Source organism: uncultured Algibacter sp. (genome assembly GCF_947495925.1).
GTDB lineage: Bacteria > Bacteroidota > Bacteroidia > Flavobacteriales > Flavobacteriaceae > Algibacter_E.
Map to the genome: position 1 here is coordinate 46,209 of NZ_CANMAU010000001.1, position 19,046 is coordinate 65,254.

Here is a 19,046-nt window from a genome sequence, read left to right on the forward strand (position 1 = left end):
TTAGATTTTAAGCTTCTACACCTTTAGCTGCTTTGATAACTTCTTCAGAAATATTTGAAGGCGTTTCAGCATAGTGAGAAAATTCCATTGTTGACGTTGCACGACCAGACGATAATGTTCTTAATGTTGTAACATATCCAAACATTTCAGATAATGGCACAGTAGCTTTAACTGTTTTTGCACCAGCTCTATCTCCCATATCACTTACTTGTCCACGACGTCTATTTAAATCACCTACAATATCACCCATATTTTCTTCAGGAGTAATTACCTCAAGTTTCATGATAGGTTCCATAATCACTGCTTTTGCAGCTTTTGCAGAGTTTTTAAATCCAAGTTTCGCAGCTAATTCAAAAGATAATTGATCAGAATCTACATCATGGTAAGATCCGTCTTTCAATGTTACTTTCATAGCATCAACTTCGTAACCTGCCAATGGTCCGTTAACCATTGCCATTTTAAATCCTTTTTCAATTGAAGGGATAAATTCTTTGGGAACGTTACCACCTTTAATTATAGATTCAAACTGAAGTCCTGTAGCACCTTCTTCAGCTGGCTCGATTGTAAATACAATATCAGCAAATTTACCACGACCACCAGATTGTTTTTTATAAACCTCTCTATGATCAGCAGCTTGAGTAATTGCTTCTTTGTACTCAACTTGTGGTTGACCTTGATTTACTTCAACCTTAAACTCACGTTTAAGACGGTCAACAATAATATCTAAGTGAAGCTCACCCATTCCAGAAATAATAGTCTGTCCTGAAGCTTCATCAGTTCTAGCAGTAAATGTCGGATCCTCTTCTGCTAATTTAGCTAAAGACATCCCTAATTTATCAACATCTGCTTTTGTTTTAGGCTCAACCGCTATACCAATTACTGGATCAGGGAAGTCCATAGATTCTAATACAATAGGATTCTTTTCATCAGACATAGTATCACCAGTCTTAATGTCTTTAAATCCAACAGCAGCACCTATATCTCCTGCTTCAATATAATCGATAGCATTTTGCTTATTAGAGTGCATTTGATAGATACGAGAAATACGTTCTTTTTTACCAGAACGGTTATTCAAGATGTAGGAACCAGCATCTAAACGACCCGAGTATGCTCTAAAGAATGCTAAACGACCTACAAAAGGATCTGTAGCAATTTTAAACGCTAAAGCCGAAAATGGATCTTTAACATCTGGCTTACGTATCGCTTCCTCTCCTGTTCTTGGATCGGTACCTACAATGTTATCTCTATCTGTAGGAGATGGTAAGTAACGACAAACAGCATCTAATAAAAATTGAACCCCTTTATTTTTAAATGCAGAACCACAAATCATTGGAATGATAGCCATATCCATTACAGCAGCTCTAAGCGCAGCATGCACTTCTTCTTCTGTAATAGAATCTTCATCTTCCATGAATTTTTCTAAAAGATTCTCATCGTAAGTTGCAACTTCTTCAATTAAAAGTGCACGATACTTACGCGCTTCTTCTTTCATATCTTCTGGAATATCGATCACATCAAAAGTCGCCCCTTGAGTTTCATCATGCCACACTATAGCACGATTCTTAACTAAATCAATAATCCCTTTAAAGTCCATCTCATCACCAATGTTTAAAACAATTGGCACAGCGTTAGACTTCAACATATCTTTTACCTGCTGACAAACACCTAAAAAGTTTGACCCTTGACGGTCCATTTTATTAACAAAACCGATACGAGGCACTTTATAGTTATCTGCAAGTCTCCAGTTAGTTTCAGATTGCGGCTCAACACCATCAACTGCACTAAACAAGAATACTAACCCGTCAAGCACACGTAAAGAACGATTTACCTCTACAGTAAAATCAACGTGCCCTGGAGTATCAATTATATTAAAGTGATACCCTTTAGTATCAGGAGTTGGTTGTCCATTTTCAATTGGAAACTTCCACTCACAGGTTGTAGCAGCAGAAGTAATTGTAATACCCCTTTCTTGCTCTTGCTCCATCCAGTCCATTGTAGCAGCACCATCATGCACTTCTCCAATTTTATGAGACACACCTGTATAATAAAGAATACGCTCTGTAGTAGTAGTTTTTCCTGCATCAATATGTGCAGCAATACCTATATTTCTAGTGAATTTTAAATCTCTTGCCATGTCCTATTAAAATCTAAAGTGAGAGAACGCTTTGTTTGCTTCAGCCATTTTATGAGTATCAACTCTTTTCTTAACAGCCGCTCCTTCTTCTTTAGCCGCAGCTAAAATTTCCGAAGCCAGACGTAAGGCCATAGATTTTTCATTACGTTTTCTAGAATAACCAATCAACCATTTCATAGCTGTTGATACTTTTCTATCCGGACGAATCTGCATTGGAATTTGGAATGTTGCACCACCAACACGACGACTACGTACTTCTACGTGAGGCATCACATTTGATAACGCATCTTTCCAGATCTCTAAAGCTGTTTTTTCTTCGTCTGTTTTTTTCGAATCTACAATATCAATTGCATCGTAGAATACTTTAAAAGCGATAGACTTCTTTCCATCCCACATCATCATGTTAACGAAACGAGTTACTAACTGATCGTTAAAACGTGGATCTGGTAAAAGCGGTCTCTTTTTTGCTGCTCTTTTTCTCATGTCTTCTTCTTAAAGTTTTAATTACTTTTTAGGGCGTTTAGCACCATACTTAGATCTACGTTGCGTTCTACCTGAAACACCTGCTGTGTCTAAAGCACCACGTACAATGTGATATCTAACTCCTGGCAAATCTTTTACCCTTCCACCTCTAACCAATACTATCGAGTGCTCTTGTAAATTATGTCCTTCACCACCGATGTATGCATTAACCTCGTTTCCGTTTGTTAAACGAACCCTTGCTACCTTACGCATTGCTGAGTTAGGTTTTTTAGGAGTTGTTGTGTAAACACGAGTACACACACCACGTCTTTGCGGACAAGAATCTAAAGCAGCCGATTTACTCTTCTTGGTTATTTTGGCTCTTCCTTTTCTTACTAATTGCGAAATTGTTGGCATATATATTAATATAAATTTTATTATCCTCTTCTAAGAGGGGTGCAAATGTAGAAATTAAAATTTGAAATTCAAACCCTAAATCATTAATTTTCAATAGAAAGTAAAAATTACTTCTACACCTATATTATAAGCTTAGATTTTCCGTTAGATTTACAGAAAAAATAGCTTTTAAAAATTGCAAAAACCTTCCCTTTTAATCCTAATAATATTTCTAAGTTTCCTTTCAAAAGGATTAGGTCAAACTTTGCATTTAAAAATTGACGGATATTCCAAAGGAGAAACCAAAATATTAGACTCCTTAAATTATTCAAAAAGCCATATTAACTTTATCTCTATACAATCAGAAATAGATTCTATTCAAAACACTCTCAGAACCATTGGCTATATAGAAAATAAGTTGCTCGCCATAAAAAAGAAAAACGACAGTAGCTTTCACGCCCAAATACACCTAAAAAAACAATTCAGCAGTATACATATATATTATAGTAAAACAGATATAAAAAAGGATCACTTAAATTTTATTTCTAAAGATGTTCAAGACAATTACTTTATTCTTAATATTTCTGATGTTGAAAACGCATTAACTTTTATTAATAATGAAATATCGCAAAACGGACAACCTTTCTCAAAATTGAAGCTCGACAATTTTAGAAAAGATGATAAATCTAATTTCTTAAAAGCCGATTTGATTCTTAGTAAGAATAACAACAAAAGAACAACCGATAAAATAGTTATTAAAGGTTATGAGAAGTTTCCGCGTTCATATTTAAGACACTATTTAAAAATTAAACGAAAGCAAGAATTTAATTTAGAAGCTATTAGAAAGAAAACGGCAGAACTCAATAGTTTAAATTTTGCCAATGAACTAAAATCTCCTGAAGTATTATTCACTAAAGATTCCACCACATTGTTTCTTTATCTTGAAAAATCAAAGAGTAATGCCTTTGATGGTTTTCTAGGTTTTGGTACAAATGAAGAAACTAATAAACTACAATTTGATGGTTATTTGAATTTAAATCTTATCAATAATTTAAATTTCGGAGAATCTTTCCACTTATTATATAAGAGTGATGAAAACGACCAACAAACATTTGAAGCCGATGTTTCACTGCCCTACCTATTTAAATCCCCCATAGGAGTTGATCTTCAATTACGCATCTTTAGAAGAGATTCATCATTTACAACTACAAATCAATCTGCAAAACTCCATTATCAAATTAATTCCAAACATAAGATTTTTGGTGGTGTTATTACCTCAGAATCAAACAATCTTTTATCCGAAGACATCGTATCATCAATAACAGACTATAAAACTCAATACTTTACATTTGCCTATCAATTTATAGAACCTCAAAATCGCAACATACTTTTTCCAATAAATTCCAGAGCTTTCATAGAAACAGGATTCGGAGAAAGAACGAGTGTTAGTTCTTCAGAACAACAAACACAACTATTATTGGATGCCAATAAAATCTTTAATCTTAATTTAAAGAATAGTTTCTTTTTTAGAGTGAATGGCGCTAGTTTGATTTCAGATTCATACTTTGAAAATGAATTATTGAGGTTTGGAGGAATTAATTCCATTAGGGGATTTGAAGAAAACAGTCTTTATGCGACACTCTATGGTGTTATTAATACAGAATATCGTTACCAAATTTCCAATTCTATTTATGTGCACACCATAATAGACGCGGCATACTTTGAAAACCAAATAATCAATTCTAATCAAAAACTCTTTGGTTATGGCTTTGGTTTTGGACTTTTAACCAAAGCAGGATTATTCCGATTCAATTATGCAAATGGCAAAAGTGAAGATGTTTCATTTAAGCTATCAAACTCAAAAGTTCATTTAAGTTTAACTTCAAAATTTTAGTTTTAGCTTACAATTTTTCAACGATTTTGCACAAATTGGTAAATTTTAACCATTATTTATTGTTTTATTAACTTTTTATTATGATTTTTGGCATTGACTAATTCAAATAATTATAAAATGAAAACAAAGTTTAGTGGAATTCTAACGCTACTACTAGCGTTTGTCGTGCAAATAACGTTTGCACAAGAAAAAACTATTTCAGGAACAGTTTCGGATGGATCAGGTTTACCATTGCCAGGAACTACTGTTTTAGTTAAGGGTACAACAAATGGTACCTCAACAGATTTTGATGGTAACTATTCTATTCAAGCTAATTCTGGAGATACTCTAGTTTATAGTTTTGTTGGTTATTCAACTCAGGAGGTTGTTGTTGGATCGTCAAGCACACTCAACGTAACATTGACTGAAGACGCGGAGTCCTTAGAGGAGGTTGTTATTACTGGTAGTGCATCAGGAAAATCAATTAAGGAATTAAGTTTTGCTTTAGGACAAGTGAACAATGAGCTTCTGGATAATGTTCCACAACCAAATGCAGGCCAAGCCCTTCAAGGTAAAATTTCAGGTGTTTCCGTTTCTCCTTCTGGTGGACAACCAGGTAGTGACGTGAACATCCAATTAAGAACAGCCAATTCATTAGCAACTGGTCAAAACCCTTTGATTATCTTAGATGGTGTTATCTTAGAGGGAGGCTTAGCAGATATCAATACGGAAGATATCGATCGTATTGAGGTTGCCAAAGGTGCAGCTGGAGCCTCATTATACGGGTCTAGAGCGGCAAATGGTGTGATCCAAATATTTTCTAAACGCGGTAAATATGGGGATAAAGTAAATGTTACATATAGATCTGAAATTGGTTGGAGAAATGTGAATGCTGAATATGATTTAGCAAACACGCATAAGTTCTTAATGCTTCCTGATGGTTCCGATTTTGATTTATCTACAGGCTCAAGACAACTTGATCCAGATGGATTTGCAGATAATCCTTATCCAGCAGGCAGTCCCTTGTATGATAATCAAGATAGAGTCTTTCAAACAGGTCAATTCAATTCGCATTTTGCCTCTGTGAATGGAGGTAGTGAAAGTGTGAGATATTTATTCTCTTATTCAAGACTGGATGATGAAGGAATTTTCAAGGAGGTTGATAATTACAGAAGAGACAACTTCAGATTAAACTTAGATAGTAAATTATCTGAAAAATTGAACTTAAAAACATCTCTTTTTTATGGTAACTCAAGAAGAGATGCTGGGATTAATTCTGGATCCACTGCGAATGTTCTTTTTGCTACCTTAATGTCAGAACCAATACATGATATGCTTGCTCCTAATGAAGAAGATGGCTCGCCTTACAATTATGACTTTGACACTATTGATGGGAATAACAGAAACCCACTTTATCAATTAGCTAATAATGACAGACAAGAAAGAAGAAATAGAGTTTTAGGTAATGTAGCTTTAGACTATAAAATTATGCCATGGCTAACCTTAAATGGTTCTTATTCTTATGATTACGAAAACAACGCCTTTGAAAACTATATACCAAAAGGTTATTTGTCTGACAGCCCTGATGGACAAGCTAAGGATATAGGTTTTATCCAAAGATCTAATTTCAACGGTCGTGCACAAAATATTAGGTTTAATGCATTATTCTCTCAAGCTTTTGGTGAGGATGACGCTTTTAATTTAAACTTTAGATTAAGTTACTTAAATGAAAGATATAATAGTTCATTTAATAATGCCGAAGGTTATAATTTAGCTGTCTCTGGTATTCGTTCATTAGACAATATCAAAGATAGACCAGCTTTAGCTTCAGAAGCTCAAACCATTATATCTGATAGTTATTTTGCCATTGCAGATATTGATTATAAAAAGAAATATATATTTAGTGGGGTTGTAAGACGTGAAGGATCTTCTTTATTCGGCCCCGACACTAGATGGGCGAATTATTTTAGAACGAGTTTTGCTTACAGGTTAACTGAAGATTTTGAAATCCCAGGTATTCAAGAATTAAAATTAAGAGCATCATATGGTACAGCTGGTATTAGACCAACTTATGAAATGAGATTTGAAACTTTTACATTAAGAAATGGAGCAGCAACTAAATCAACTATTGGTAATAATCAATTAAAACCTGCTAAAACAGGTGAACTAGAATTAGGTATTAATGTTGACTTCTTAGATCGTTTTAATTTTGAATTTAATTATGTGAGAGCAGTAACAGACGATCAAATTCTTAATGTTCCATTATCTGCAGCTACAGGCTTTGGTTCTCAGTGGAGAAATGCTGGAGAAATAGAAGGTACAACTCTTGAAGCTTCTTTAAACTATGATATTATTAGAAATGAGAATTTCTCATGGAATTTAGGAATCGTTTGGGATAAATCTAAACAAAAAATCACACGCCTAGATGTTCCTTCATACCTAACGGGACCAGGAACTCAGAACACAACTTTCTTTAGAGTAGAAGAAGGTCAAAACTTTGGTATTATGTATGGTACGGATTTTATTAGATCTTTATCAGATTTGCCAGCAGGTCTTAATCCTAGTGATTATGTCGTAAATGGTGAAGGTTATGTGGTTGATGCAGGAACTGGATCAACACCTGTTGCCCGAGTTGATGATGAAGGTAATGCCTTTTTCGTAATTGGTGATATTACTCCAGACTTTAGAATGGGTATAAACACCTCTCTGAAATATAAGAATTGGGCATTTTACTCCCTTTTCGACTGGAAACAAGGTGGTGATATTTATAATAGAACTAACCAATGGTTATATCGTGATACAAGGCATGCAGTTTCTGCAAATTCACAGACTCCAGCAGCCTTTTACGCAGGTCTTTACAATACTGGTAACCCAAGTTCTGGTTTTATAGAAGATGGTTCGTTTGTTAAACTTAGGGAACTTTCTCTTTATTACACGCTTAACGGTGACCAAATGGGTAACGTTGGTAAATTCATTGAGAGTGTTAGACTAGGTTTTATTGGTAGAAACCTAATCACTTGGTCAGACTATAGTGGTTTCGATCCGGAAATTACAAATCAAGCTGAAGCATCTAGATCGGACTTAACAAGTAGAGATACTAATGGTCTTGGTAATGACGCGAATACCCCTGGTGGTGACCCTAATGTATTTAAAGTGGATAACTTTCCTTATCCTACTACTAGATCGTATAGCTTTTCTGTGCAATTAAACTTTTAAAAAAAAACAAAATGAAAATATTAAAATTTAATAATATTGTATACATGAGTTTTGTACTTATGTTTATATCATGTGCTGATGACATGGATGCGGTTAAAAACCTTAACAATCCAGATAGACAGCAAGTAGTAGCTGTAGGTGCAGATTTAAATGCAGTTGTAGGTGGTGGTTACACAACCTGGTGGCAAGCTAATAATAGAGATACATACGCAGCTCTATGTGTTGCCGCTGATCATGGTACTGCTTCTTGGGGTAACTATGGAATGCGGTCTTTATCGTGGGAACCAAGAAACCCAATGCTTAACGCTGCTTCTTGGGCAGACGCCAATGTTGTGGAGCAGCCATGGCAAGGTAATTATGCTTCTATATCTTCTGCAAATGATGTTTTGGGTGCCATAAATAATGACGGTATTGAATGGATTGAAAACGATGTAGATAGAACACCTCAAGTTAAGGCCTCTGCTCATTTTTTAAGGGGTATAGCATACGGTTACTTAGGATTACTTTTTGAAAAAGGATTCATTGTTGATGAGAATACTGATATTTCGCAAAAATTGCCATTTGTTACTTATCAAGAATTAATTGCTCAAGCCGTAGCAGACTTAGATGCGGCAATAACTATAGCGTCAAGTAATGATTTTACGCTAACTGACAACTTTATCAATGGTATGACGCCTAATAGCGCTGGGTTAATCAAAATGTGTAATTCTTTTAAAGCTAGATTCATTGTTCAATCAGCAAGATTTATGGATGAAACTAATGCTATTGACTGGAACACGATAAAAACACTTACTCAAAATGGAATAACGGAAGACTTTGGACCAACAGGAGATAATGGTGTAATTTGGTGGAGTAATGTTTTTGTTTTTAGCGAATCGCCAAATGGTTTTGGAACTTTTGGAGGTAGATTAGACATGAGAGTAGTTAATTTGCTAGATCCTAGTCAACCAGAATTCTATCCAGCAACTGCAGGTGATGTTTTAGAGAACCCAGAAATGACTACCGATGATGCCAGAGTTGGAGAAGGCAAGGATTTTGAATTTAGAGAAAACATTGTCTTCTTTCCAGATAGAGGTCAGTTTCATTTCTCTCACTATATTAACATGCGTTATAAAAATGGTGATAATTTTTCTGATGGCGTAGATTCTAAACAACTCAAATCCTTTATGCTTGAAGACAATAGATTATTGTTAGCTGAAGCGCAAGCTAGATTAGATCAACTTGGAGATGCAGTTACTACTGTTAATGAAAGTTCTAGGGTAACTAGAGGTAATTTGCCTCCTTTAGCTGCAAGTGCATCTAAGACTGAAATCATGGACGCCATTTTTTACGAGCGTTATGTAGAACTATTCAATTCAGGTTGCGGAACTGGATTCTTTGATAGAAGAAGAACCAATCAATTACAAGTTGGAACTTTCAGACACTTCCCAGTACCTGCAACAGAATTACAGGTAATTGAAGAGGAATTATATACTTTTGGGGGTGTAAATGCTGATCCAACTGGGGTTGTTCCTCATTACGATATTAGTACTGTACCAGCAAGAACAGATGATTCAAATCTTCCTACTTTCAATTAAAAGAGTAGAAATTTACAATACTAAAAACCACTTTCTATAAGAAAGTGGTTTTTTTTATTTGATTAAATAAAACTCTAATCAATTATTAAGAGTAAAAAGTTAAACTATTTATCGGACAATCTTCTTCTTAAAATTGATTTACTACCTTTACCCCAATGGAAAATCAAACACAAATATTCGGAATAAGAGCCATTATTGAGGCCGTTAATTCAGGAAAAACCATAGATAAAGTATTTCTTCAAAAGGGGCTAAAAGGCGATCTATTTTCAGAACTTGAATCCTTGGTAAACAAAAAATCCATTAACAAGTCTTATGTGCCTATTGAAAAATTAAACCGCCTAACTAACAAAAATCACCAAGGGGCAGTTGCTCAAATATCTCCTATTGAATTTTTTGACATGGAGAATTTAGTTATGAATGTTATAGAATCTGGTAAAACGCCATTATTTCTACTATTAGATCAATTAAGCGATGTTAGAAATTTTGGTGCCATTATTAGAACTGCCGAATGCACAGGCGTTGATGGTATTATTGTGCAAAAAAAAGGTGGAGCTCCTGTTAATGGAGACACTATAAAAACAAGTGCCGGAGCAGTATTTAAAATTCCCATTTGCAAAGTTGACCACATAAAAGATGCTGTATTTTTCATGCAAGCATCAGGTATCAAAGTTATTTCTGCTACAGAAAAAACGACCAACACTATTTACGATGTGTCATTTACCGAGCCTTGCGCTATTGTTATGGGTTCTGAAGGCCGCGGAATTAACCCATCTATCATTAAAGTTTCGGATGCAAGAGCAAAACTCCCATTACTTGGTGAGATTGAATCTTTGAATGTATCTGTAGCTTGTGGTGCTTTTTTATATGAAGTGGTAAGGCAAAGGCGTTAATCTGATTTATTTTCTTTGTAGGTATAATTAACTACTGAAGACTCCTTGTCTTCCTCTATATTTTCTATAAAATTCCCATTTTCATCAAAATGTTTTAGGAACGGATCATCCTCTTCATTATAGTTTTCTTGTTCCCAAACATATTTCTTAGGTTTTGCAATTTCCTTTCTAAAAAACAAAGCGAATACCAACCCTGTAATTAATCCTGAAAGATGACCCTCCCAAGAAATTCCTTTTTCAATAGGTAATGTATACCAAATCATACTGCCATACATAAAAACCACTACAAGAGATAATGCAATAAGCCTATAATATTTAGCAAAAACACCCTTAAAAAAAGTGAAACTAACCAAAACATAAATAAGGCCACTAGCACCGATATGATACGATGGTCTGCCAATACACCATGTAAAAAAACCAGAAAACAGAATACCAAGCAAGATAACTTTCCAGGCAATAGGCCTGTAAAAATAAAACAATGCCATTGAGAGCACTAATAATGGCATCGTATTATGATAAATATGCTCTATATCACCATGAAAAAAGGGACTTACCATAATTCCTCTTAGGCCTTCTAATGTATGAGGGTAAATTCCGTATTTACCAAAGTTATAACCAAAACGCACTTCAAACCAAAATACCAACCAAATAATAAGCACAAAGAAAACAGGGTAAGCCACCACTCCTGTTGAAAACCTAAATTGACTGCTATTATCCATTAAATTAAATATAACAAATTCTTAACCAACATAAACTTAAATGCTAAATTGTCAGACATTGAGGGTAAGTGATAAAATAGCTTGTTTGAAATCCTTTTATTTTTCACGAAAAGAAATAGTACTAGAAGGAGTACCATATTTTTCTGAAATGTAGCCCTAAAAACTTAAATAAATTACATTAATTTTACAGTTATGAATGCCAATGAACCTTTAGCCGAACGCCTTAGACCAAAAAACCTGAAAGACTATGTCAGTCAGAATCATTTGATAGGTAAAAATGGTTCATTAACCCAACATATTCAGCATGGCTTAATTCCATCAATGATATTCTGGGGTCCTCCAGGAACTGGTAAAACTACTTTGGCTAATATTATAGCAACAGAGTCTCAACGTCCTTTTTATTCCTTAAGTGCTATAAATTCAGGGGTAAAAGATATTAGAGACGTTATTGAAAAAGCCAAACAAAGTGGTGGCTTATTTACCACCAAAAACCCTATTTTGTTTATAGATGAGATTCATAGATTTAGTAAATCTCAACAGGATTCACTTTTACAAGCGGTGGAAAAAGGTTGGATTACTTTAATAGGAGCCACCACTGAAAACCCAAGTTTTGAAGTTATACCGGCTCTTTTATCGCGCTGTCAAGTCTACATACTCAATGCTTTTAATAAACAAGATCTAGAAACCCTATTAAAAAGAGCAATCACCACTGATGACCTACTGTCCAGAAAAAAAATCACTCTCAAGGAAACTGCTGCATTACTAAAAATATCAGGAGGAGATGCCAGAAAATTGCTTAACATATTCGAACTCATTGTCAACACCTTTGATAGTGAAGTAATTGAAATTACGAATGCAGTTGTACTTCAAAAAGTTCAGAATAATACCGTTCGTTATGACAAAACAGGAGACCAACATTATGATATTATTTCTGCATTTATAAAATCTATTCGTGGTAGCGATCCTAATGGAGCCGTTTATTGGTTGGCACGCATGATAGAAGGCGGCGAAGATGTTAAATTTATAGCCCGCAGATTGTTAATCTCGGCGAGCGAAGATATAGGTAATGCAAACCCTACGGCCTTAGTAATTGCTAATAACACGTTTCAAGCAGTTTCCACAATTGGATATCCAGAATCAAGAATTATACTGAGTCAATGTGCAACATATTTGGCTTGCTCACCTAAAAGCAATGCCTCTTATATGGCTATTGGTAATGCACAAAAATTAGTTCGAGAAACTGGAGATTTAAGTGTGCCTCTTGAAATACGAAATGCCCCCACTAAACTCATGAAAGAACTAGGGTATGGTGACAATTATAAATATGCTCATAACTACAACAACAATTTTGCAGATCAGGAATTTCTACCAGATGAAATAAAAAACACAAAGTTTTATGAGCCAGGAAACAATTCTAGAGAAAATGCACACCGAGAGTTTTTAAAGCAACGTTGGAAAGACAAATATAATTACTGAACGTTTAATCTCTTACCTTCAATTTATTTCAGATTTGAATTAGCCGAGAATATCTAAAACACTACTCTAACTACAAAACAATATCTTAAATCAGCCTTAAAACTTAATATTTAAAGTTTTTTGTTTTAACACATTGTTTTCATAATACTCAACCACCCAATCATCACCTATCTTAAAAACTACAGCACTTTTACCTTCTACTAAAAACACATTTTCAAGGTTTGTTTTTTTTACTTTATAAACCACCTTTGGTGAACTATCAACTAGCTGATATCCATTTTCAATTTTTTGAGCATACAGCACACTATCTAAGACTTTCTTCGAATTTTCCTCCACGGTTTCATTAACAGGCTTTGGAGTTTCTTTAGCTACCACAGCCGTTGTTGCCACAACCGCAGGAACAGCTAATGAAGCATTAGATGAATTCTCACTAACTTTACTAGCTCCAACCTCTTTTTCACTTTCCAATTCTTGAATCTGTTGTTTTAATTGCTTGATTTCCTCTGACTCACTTTTTACAACTGCCGTAGCACCTAAGCCTATGACACCATCATCTGGTCTATACGAATAATTAACAGTTTCAAAAGACTTAAAAGCTTCACGCAGCGCTTTATTATAAGCTATTTTAAATTCTTTTTCCCTACTTATTCCTAGTACCGACTCATAAACTAGCTTACCATTACAATCCTTAAGTACAACTTTTAACTTAGTTGTAAACATGCTTGAATCCTTAATAACATCAGAATCTAATGCTAAACACCTATTAAAATTCAAATCTTCGGGATAATCAGTTCCTTCCATAATAGCTTCAAAACCGTACTTCTCAAATAGAAATTGAGTTAGGGAATTCAATTGATATTGATCATTCTCTTTCAAAAAATCATACTTATTAGGAACAATCACATATTTATAATTGTTAATACTTTTTTGAGCAAAGACAGAAGAGATTAGAATACATGTAATTAGTGAAGAAAAAAATTTAGTTCTCATTTTTTTTAAAAATATAGTTAAACCCTAGTTGTAAAGATACTCCTTCTGCATCATATATGTTTTTATATTGGATAAAATTATCTGCCATTGCATAAAAATTCATTCTTCCAATATGCGCTGACAACCCAATGCCCAAATTATAAAAAGAGTATGAATCTATAGTGTAAGTTGCTTTTAATCTTAATCCTTTAAACAGATATCTATAATAATAAGTTGTTAATGCTAATTGGGGTCGTCTTGGTCTATTAACAGCATATAATTGAACCCCTGTAGCGTTTAAATAACCTAACTCCTCCTTGATGCAATTACAGTCCTCTTCTTTTTTTTCGCCGAACGCATAGTTTAAGGATGCATTCAGCTTAATTGGCCTCCAGGTTGTATAGCTTTTATTAGTAACGTCAATATTAAATAACTCTTCAAAGTCCTCTTCAATTTCACTCCAATAATCATCTGCCGTTTCACTACCGTTAGATTCTGGAAAAATTGGATTAATTCCTTCAAATACATAATCCCCTTTGAGTTCATGATTTTCAACATCTTTACTGTGGTGAATAAAACCAATATCTAACAAACTACCATCTACTGTCCATTGTTTGGTTATGTTATAACTAAACCCAACATCAAACCCTAATCCAAGGTTACCTCCAAATAATACCCGGTTAGCAATTGTTTTTATTGCGCCCTCCGAATCTGAATTTTGATCATCATCTAAACTAGCTATTCCTGACGTTCTCAGTTTAAGGTTTAAATCAAAAATATGATCATAAACATTATCATTGCCAGGCACAGTAACAAACCTGCCTTTATTTCTAGTTGAATTTACATTAACTATACTTGAATAAATTTTTCCTCTAAAGCCGTAATTAAGTTTGCTGTTTACTTTCTTATTATAACCCATATGAAAAACAGATATAACTTCAGCACTTAGGCTAAAATCACTCAAATCGAACACCTTATTTATATTATTCTGATTACCTTCTAGAGCTAAAATGGCATAATCTTGCGGAAAATAATTAATCATATCTAATTCCTGATACAACCCAAAACTGAGATATTCATTTTTTTCATAGCTACTTCCAAAGGCAAACCCTGCGGAAAACAGATCCAATTGTTGATTAAAACTTATATAATCATTATCATTCATGCTATTAACTGCATTACGAAGTTTGGTGTTGAAATTAACACCATCATTGGCAAAAACATCATATACCGTTGCCCCAGTAGTTCCACCATTAACATGAATATGAGATAGTAGTGGCACCCCAATATAGCCTTTATTACCAACCTTACCCCCAGGATTAAGTATTAAAGATTGAGGGATTTCTAAAAACCCATAAACGATTTGTTTGTTCTGAGAAAAAGAAACAAACCATAATAAAAATAGTATTAAAGTGCTTCTAATTTTCATAATGCATCTTCAATTTCAAAATAAAAAACAGCTTTTGATTTTAATTGAATGGAGCCAGGGGTATCCTCATTTATAGTAGGCCCGGGTAATAACCTGTAAGTAAATAAAATGAAACTCGTGTTTTTAAGAGCTTGGAGGGAATCATCTTCAAATGTTTCAATATGTGATGAAAGTACATCTTCTCCTGTTTGAGAAGCCTCTTGAATAACTGTAAATGTATGTTGCAATTGATTGGCTACATCGAGCATATCTACACGTAATTCAAATCTTCTATTTATAGAATTTATAGTTTCAAAATCAAACTCCGCCTTAACTAAATTATCTAAAATAAAATCATCATCAAAAAATTCAATGAAAACAAAGTCTTGAATAATTTCAATTTCGACACCCGAGTCCAAAAATGATGGAGCTGGTTCGTCAAAAAACACCAGACTTGATTCTATTACTGGAGTAAACACATAGTCCCTAGCTTGTTCAAAGTCCACATCTTTAGCACAAGAACCGAATATTATTAAAATATACAAAACATAGATTATCTTACTCAGGGCTTTTCTTATCATAAAGAATCTTTAAATATTTTATGAAGATTACAAATAAAATTTCAATTTAGTGAGCTCATTTATTTGTTTGACATCTTTATCAATTCCAATACCTTTAGCATCAAAAAGAATGACATCCATTCCTATGTTTTTAGCACCTAAAATATCAGCTTCATAACTATCTCCAATCATAACGCTTTCATTTACGTTTGCGTATGCGCTTTCTATAGCATAATTAAATATCTTAGGATTAGGTTTTTTAACACCAACCATTTCAGAATTAGTTACTGTTTTAAAATACTTAATAATATTTGACAGAACTAATTTTTTATGTTGCACCTCATCAAAACCATTCGTAATGATATGCAAATTATAGTTCAAACTCAAATAATCAAGAACATCGCACGTATTATCAAACAAATAATTAAAGGAGGTTAAGTGATTTATATAATCATCTGAAAGCTTATAAATTATATGTTCATCTATTTTAAAATCAATAGCTTGAAACGTTTCATTGAGTCGAACAAATCGTAACTCTTCTTTTCCTATTTGTTCTTCCCTATAAAGTTTCCAATATTTAAGATTAATAGGTTCGTAGTGAGAAATAAACTCTTGTAGAGGTATTTCTAAATTATTTATTTTAAAAATCTTTTCAAAAGCTAGAGCAGAATTTTTATCGAAATCCCAAAGTGTATGATCTAAGTCAAAAAAAACATCTTTTATATTTTTAAGCTTCATTAGCAGAATCTATAATTATATTAAATAATTCTTTAAACCCCTTCCATCTAACATCATCGTTGAAAGTGTAATTATGAAAAAGAGGAATAAAAGTACCATTAACTTTTTTAACCGCCTCTATTATTTCATTCATAACTTTCTTCTTATCAAGAAGTGATTTGTGCATTAATAAGGCATTATCCATAACCTGATATGGAAATACCACTAATGGAGTTTGCACCTCATAATCTAAATCGTAAAACAAAAAAGGTGTACATGATCCAGCTCTAAATCCAATCTGATTTACATAACCCATGGTATAATCTTCCTGAATTTCTAATGAAATAAGGTTTCTATACGAATCTGGTAAATTAAGCTTTGAGAAAGACTGTCGTGAGGCTCTTAAATTCGTATTCAATATGTCTTCAATTTTAATTTTCTCTTTTTTTAGAATAGCCTCGTCTTCAATCGCAAGAAAAGAAATTTTAAGACCTACTTTACAATAGTCTGCAACATGCTTAATAAGTGAAACATACTTTTTCTTATTCGGGTTTATGCCTTTATCATAAGTAGAATAATCTCCAATTAAAAAAAACAAAAGAAATTTAAACTTAGACACTTTCTGCCTATTTATAATATATTTAAATGTATCATCTGGGTCATGTTTAAAGCCAAGCAAGACCGCAAACCTAAAATACAAGTTTTTAATTCTCAATCTAAATAAATCAAGAAATATACCTCCAAAAGACCGCATCAATCCCTTCAACTTATAATTATACGGGCTTGGTACATCAATAATAGGAACAACGTTGTATTGTCTTTGAGGGAATTCAAACTCTGGAAATTGTTTTTGTAACGCTTCTTTAAACTTGTAAGCCCAAATATCAACAACAGGTTGTTTCAAAAAGCCTTCTTTAAAAGCTGAGCTTTCTTTTGCTGTAAAACGTCCATATTCATCCTTTACATGAGGCATATATTCCTCATATCTAGATAACATATAGAATGCTGCAGAAAAAATATCAAAAGGCATAGAGCTCTTTTCTCCAACATAAAAGAAACACTTAGTCTCATCCCATTTATGAACGTTAATCTCTACATCACTTAAACCTTGCTCAAACAATATGTCGTGACTTTTTATAAAAAACTCATTCCCTAGTTGTTGTTTAGCGTATGACATTTTCAAGCCATCATGTGCTATAAATTCTTCAATTTTAGCAGTAAAACCAACCTTTACACCAAGTACTCTGGTACAAATATGTTTGAAAATATAATTTAATCTAGGTGATTTTTTATGTGTATAAACTAAAAGCATTACAATAGGATTTTATCAGCAAAACTAAAATATGCTTTCTCGGTTATAATTAAATGATCAAGTACTTTTATGTCCATACTTATAGCAGCCACTTTAAGCTTTTGAGTAATTTGCTTATCGGCTTCACTGGGCTTTAATGTTCCTGAAGGGTGATTATGCACAAGGATTAAACCCGTAGCCCCAACTTCTAAAGCCATTTTTAAAACCAATCTAACATCAACAAGTGTTCCTGTTATGCCTCCTTTGCTAAGCTGATTTTTCTGAAGCACCTTGTTTGAATTATTCAAATAAATAATCCAAAATTCTTCATGTTGTAAATCACCGAGAACGGGGTGCATCATCTCAAAAACTGAACTACTGGAAGTAATTTTCGTTTTCTCCAAAACATCTTCTGCCCTTCTCCTCCTTCCTAACTCCAAAGCAGCCACAATACTTATAGCCTTTGCCTCTCCTATTCCCTTAAACCCCATAAGCTGTTTAACAGAACGTTTACCTAATTCATTGAGGTTGTTATTTGTACTTACCAAAATACGCTTACATAAAGCCACAGCGCTTTCTTCTTTATTACCAGAACCGATTAAAATCGCAACTAATTCGGCATCACTTAATACCGCTTTCCCTTTATGTAGTAATTTTTCTCTAGGTTGATCATCTTGACTCCAATTTTTAATTGAAAAGGACTCTGGTTTTTCTTGCATTTGATAAATATAAATATTGTAATTTTCACAAACAATAGAAAAGTTTTGAAATATCCACCTAAATACCATCAGTCAGATAACATAACTCAAATAATTGAAGTTATAAAGGCATATCCTTTAGCTACCATTATTTCGACTAAGAACAATGTCCCCTTTATAACCCATCTCCCTCTAATCTATAATGAAGAAGGGAAACTTATTGGACACATTGATAAACACAACCCACAAACTCAACTATTAAATAATAACGAACCCATTACGGTTGTTTTTTCTGGACCAGATAGTTATATTTCACCTAGCCTATTTGAAAAAAGTCGATTACCAACATGGAATTATATTAAAGTACATTTAAAAGGTAGCGTAAAAACGATTAAAAACAAGTCACTCTTAAAACAGTCTTTAATTGACATGACTGCATTTTTGGAAGGGCCAGAAAACAAATTCATCTTGAATAGTGACAACTCAAGCATGGCAAAATATATAGAATATATTAGTATGTTTGAAATAACTATAATGAATTGGGAAGGGAAATTTAAATTGTCACAAGATAAACCTAAAAAAGATATAATCGTAGCTAAAGAAGCCCTTATTGCAAATAACCAAAAAGATATTGAACCATTTCTTAAAAACCTTATATAG

At 33.5% G+C, this 19,046-nt stretch carries 16 protein-coding genes; 6 read left to right on the forward strand and 10 right to left on the reverse strand.

The annotated features are described in order from the left end of the window. Positions 1–7 precede the first annotated feature (7 nt). Genes fusA through rpsL form a run of 3 tightly spaced genes read right to left on the reverse strand, consistent with a single transcriptional unit; the run spans position 8 to position 3,013 of the window. Positions 8–2,134, reverse strand: a complete 2,127-nt coding sequence (gene fusA, locus Q0857_RS00250) for an elongation factor G (RefSeq protein ID WP_298530471.1) — start codon at positions 2,132–2,134, stop codon at positions 8–10. 6 nt (positions 2,135–2,140) lie between these two features. Next, a complete protein-coding gene (rpsG, locus tag Q0857_RS00255) occupies positions 2,141–2,617 on the reverse strand; it encodes a 30S ribosomal protein S7 (RefSeq protein WP_298530474.1) in 477 nt (158 codons plus the stop codon). A gap of 21 nt (positions 2,618–2,638) precedes the next feature. Next, positions 2,639–3,013 carry a 30S ribosomal protein S12 gene (gene rpsL, locus Q0857_RS00260; RefSeq protein ID WP_019386263.1) on the reverse strand — a complete coding sequence of 125 codons (375 nt, stop codon included), beginning with the start codon at positions 3,011–3,013 and terminating at the stop codon, positions 2,639–2,641. Positions 3,014–3,257: 244 nt separating this feature from the next. Here rpsL and Q0857_RS00265 point away from each other — a divergent pair, with 244 nt between their 5' ends. From Q0857_RS00265 to rlmB, 4 genes are all read left to right on the forward strand, one after another. After that, entirely contained in the window at positions 3,258–4,886 is a 1,629-nt protein-coding gene (locus tag Q0857_RS00265; protein ID WP_298530477.1) for a hypothetical protein, read from the forward strand. Between the two features lie 117 nt (positions 4,887–5,003). Next, positions 5,004–8,081 carry a SusC/RagA family TonB-linked outer membrane protein gene (locus tag Q0857_RS00270; RefSeq protein WP_298530480.1) on the forward strand — a complete coding sequence of 1,026 codons (3,078 nt, stop codon included), beginning with the start codon at positions 5,004–5,006 and terminating at the stop codon, positions 8,079–8,081. An 11-nt stretch (positions 8,082–8,092) separates the two neighbouring features. Then, positions 8,093–9,658 carry a RagB/SusD family nutrient uptake outer membrane protein gene (locus Q0857_RS00275; protein ID WP_298530483.1) on the forward strand — a complete coding sequence of 522 codons (1,566 nt, stop codon included), beginning with the start codon at positions 8,093–8,095 and terminating at the stop codon, positions 9,656–9,658. A 155-nt stretch (positions 9,659–9,813) separates the two neighbouring features. Further along, positions 9,814–10,548: a 23S rRNA (guanosine(2251)-2'-O)-methyltransferase RlmB gene (gene rlmB, locus Q0857_RS00280; protein ID WP_298530486.1), complete on the forward strand. Its 735-nt coding sequence runs from the start codon at positions 9,814–9,816 to the stop codon at positions 10,546–10,548. Here rlmB and Q0857_RS00285 read toward each other — a convergent pair. Further along, on the reverse strand, positions 10,545–11,267 hold the full coding sequence (locus Q0857_RS00285; RefSeq protein ID WP_298530489.1) for a rhomboid family intramembrane serine protease: 723 nt from the start codon (positions 11,265–11,267) through the stop codon (positions 10,545–10,547). The two genes, rlmB and Q0857_RS00285, sit on opposite strands and share 4 nt — an antisense overlap. 192 nt (positions 11,268–11,459) lie before the next feature. Between Q0857_RS00285 and Q0857_RS00290 the strand changes: the two genes are divergently transcribed. Beyond that, positions 11,460–12,743 carry a replication-associated recombination protein A gene (locus Q0857_RS00290; protein ID WP_298530491.1) on the forward strand — a complete coding sequence of 428 codons (1,284 nt, stop codon included), beginning with the start codon at positions 11,460–11,462 and terminating at the stop codon, positions 12,741–12,743. A 96-nt stretch (positions 12,744–12,839) separates the two neighbouring features. Here Q0857_RS00290 and Q0857_RS00295 read toward each other — a convergent pair whose 3' ends face one another. The 6 genes from Q0857_RS00295 to radC are packed head-to-tail and all read right to left on the reverse strand — an operon-like array spanning position 12,840 to position 18,407. Beyond that, complete coding sequence (locus tag Q0857_RS00295) at positions 12,840–13,733, reverse strand: hypothetical protein (RefSeq protein WP_298530494.1); 894 nt, start codon at positions 13,731–13,733, stop codon at positions 12,840–12,842. Continuing rightward, positions 13,723–15,141 carry a DUF5723 family protein gene (locus tag Q0857_RS00300; RefSeq protein WP_298530496.1) on the reverse strand — a complete coding sequence of 473 codons (1,419 nt, stop codon included), beginning with the start codon at positions 15,139–15,141 and terminating at the stop codon, positions 13,723–13,725. Before Q0857_RS00300 ends, Q0857_RS00295 begins: the two co-directional genes overlap by 11 nt. Further along, complete coding sequence (locus tag Q0857_RS00305; protein WP_298530498.1) at positions 15,138–15,701, reverse strand: hypothetical protein; 564 nt, start codon at positions 15,699–15,701, stop codon at positions 15,138–15,140. Before Q0857_RS00305 ends, Q0857_RS00300 begins: the two co-directional genes overlap by 4 nt. A 27-nt stretch (positions 15,702–15,728) precedes the next feature. Further along, on the reverse strand, positions 15,729–16,418 hold the full coding sequence (locus Q0857_RS00310) for a YjjG family noncanonical pyrimidine nucleotidase (protein ID WP_298530501.1): 690 nt from the start codon (positions 16,416–16,418) through the stop codon (positions 15,729–15,731). Next, complete coding sequence (locus Q0857_RS00315) at positions 16,408–17,709, reverse strand: polysaccharide deacetylase family protein (RefSeq protein WP_298530503.1); 1,302 nt, start codon at positions 17,707–17,709, stop codon at positions 16,408–16,410. Before Q0857_RS00315 ends, Q0857_RS00310 begins: the two co-directional genes overlap by 11 nt. Continuing rightward, positions 17,709–18,407 (reverse strand): DNA repair protein RadC, encoded by a 699-nt coding sequence (radC, locus tag Q0857_RS00320; RefSeq protein ID WP_298530506.1) that lies wholly within the window; start codon positions 18,405–18,407, stop codon positions 17,709–17,711. The genes Q0857_RS00315 and radC overlap by 1 nt, the downstream gene beginning before the upstream one ends. Before the next feature lie 45 nt (positions 18,408–18,452). On the opposite strand from radC, the gene Q0857_RS00325 reads away from it, so the two are divergent. Then, a complete protein-coding gene (locus Q0857_RS00325; protein WP_298530509.1) occupies positions 18,453–19,046 on the forward strand; it encodes an FMN-binding negative transcriptional regulator in 594 nt (197 codons plus the stop codon).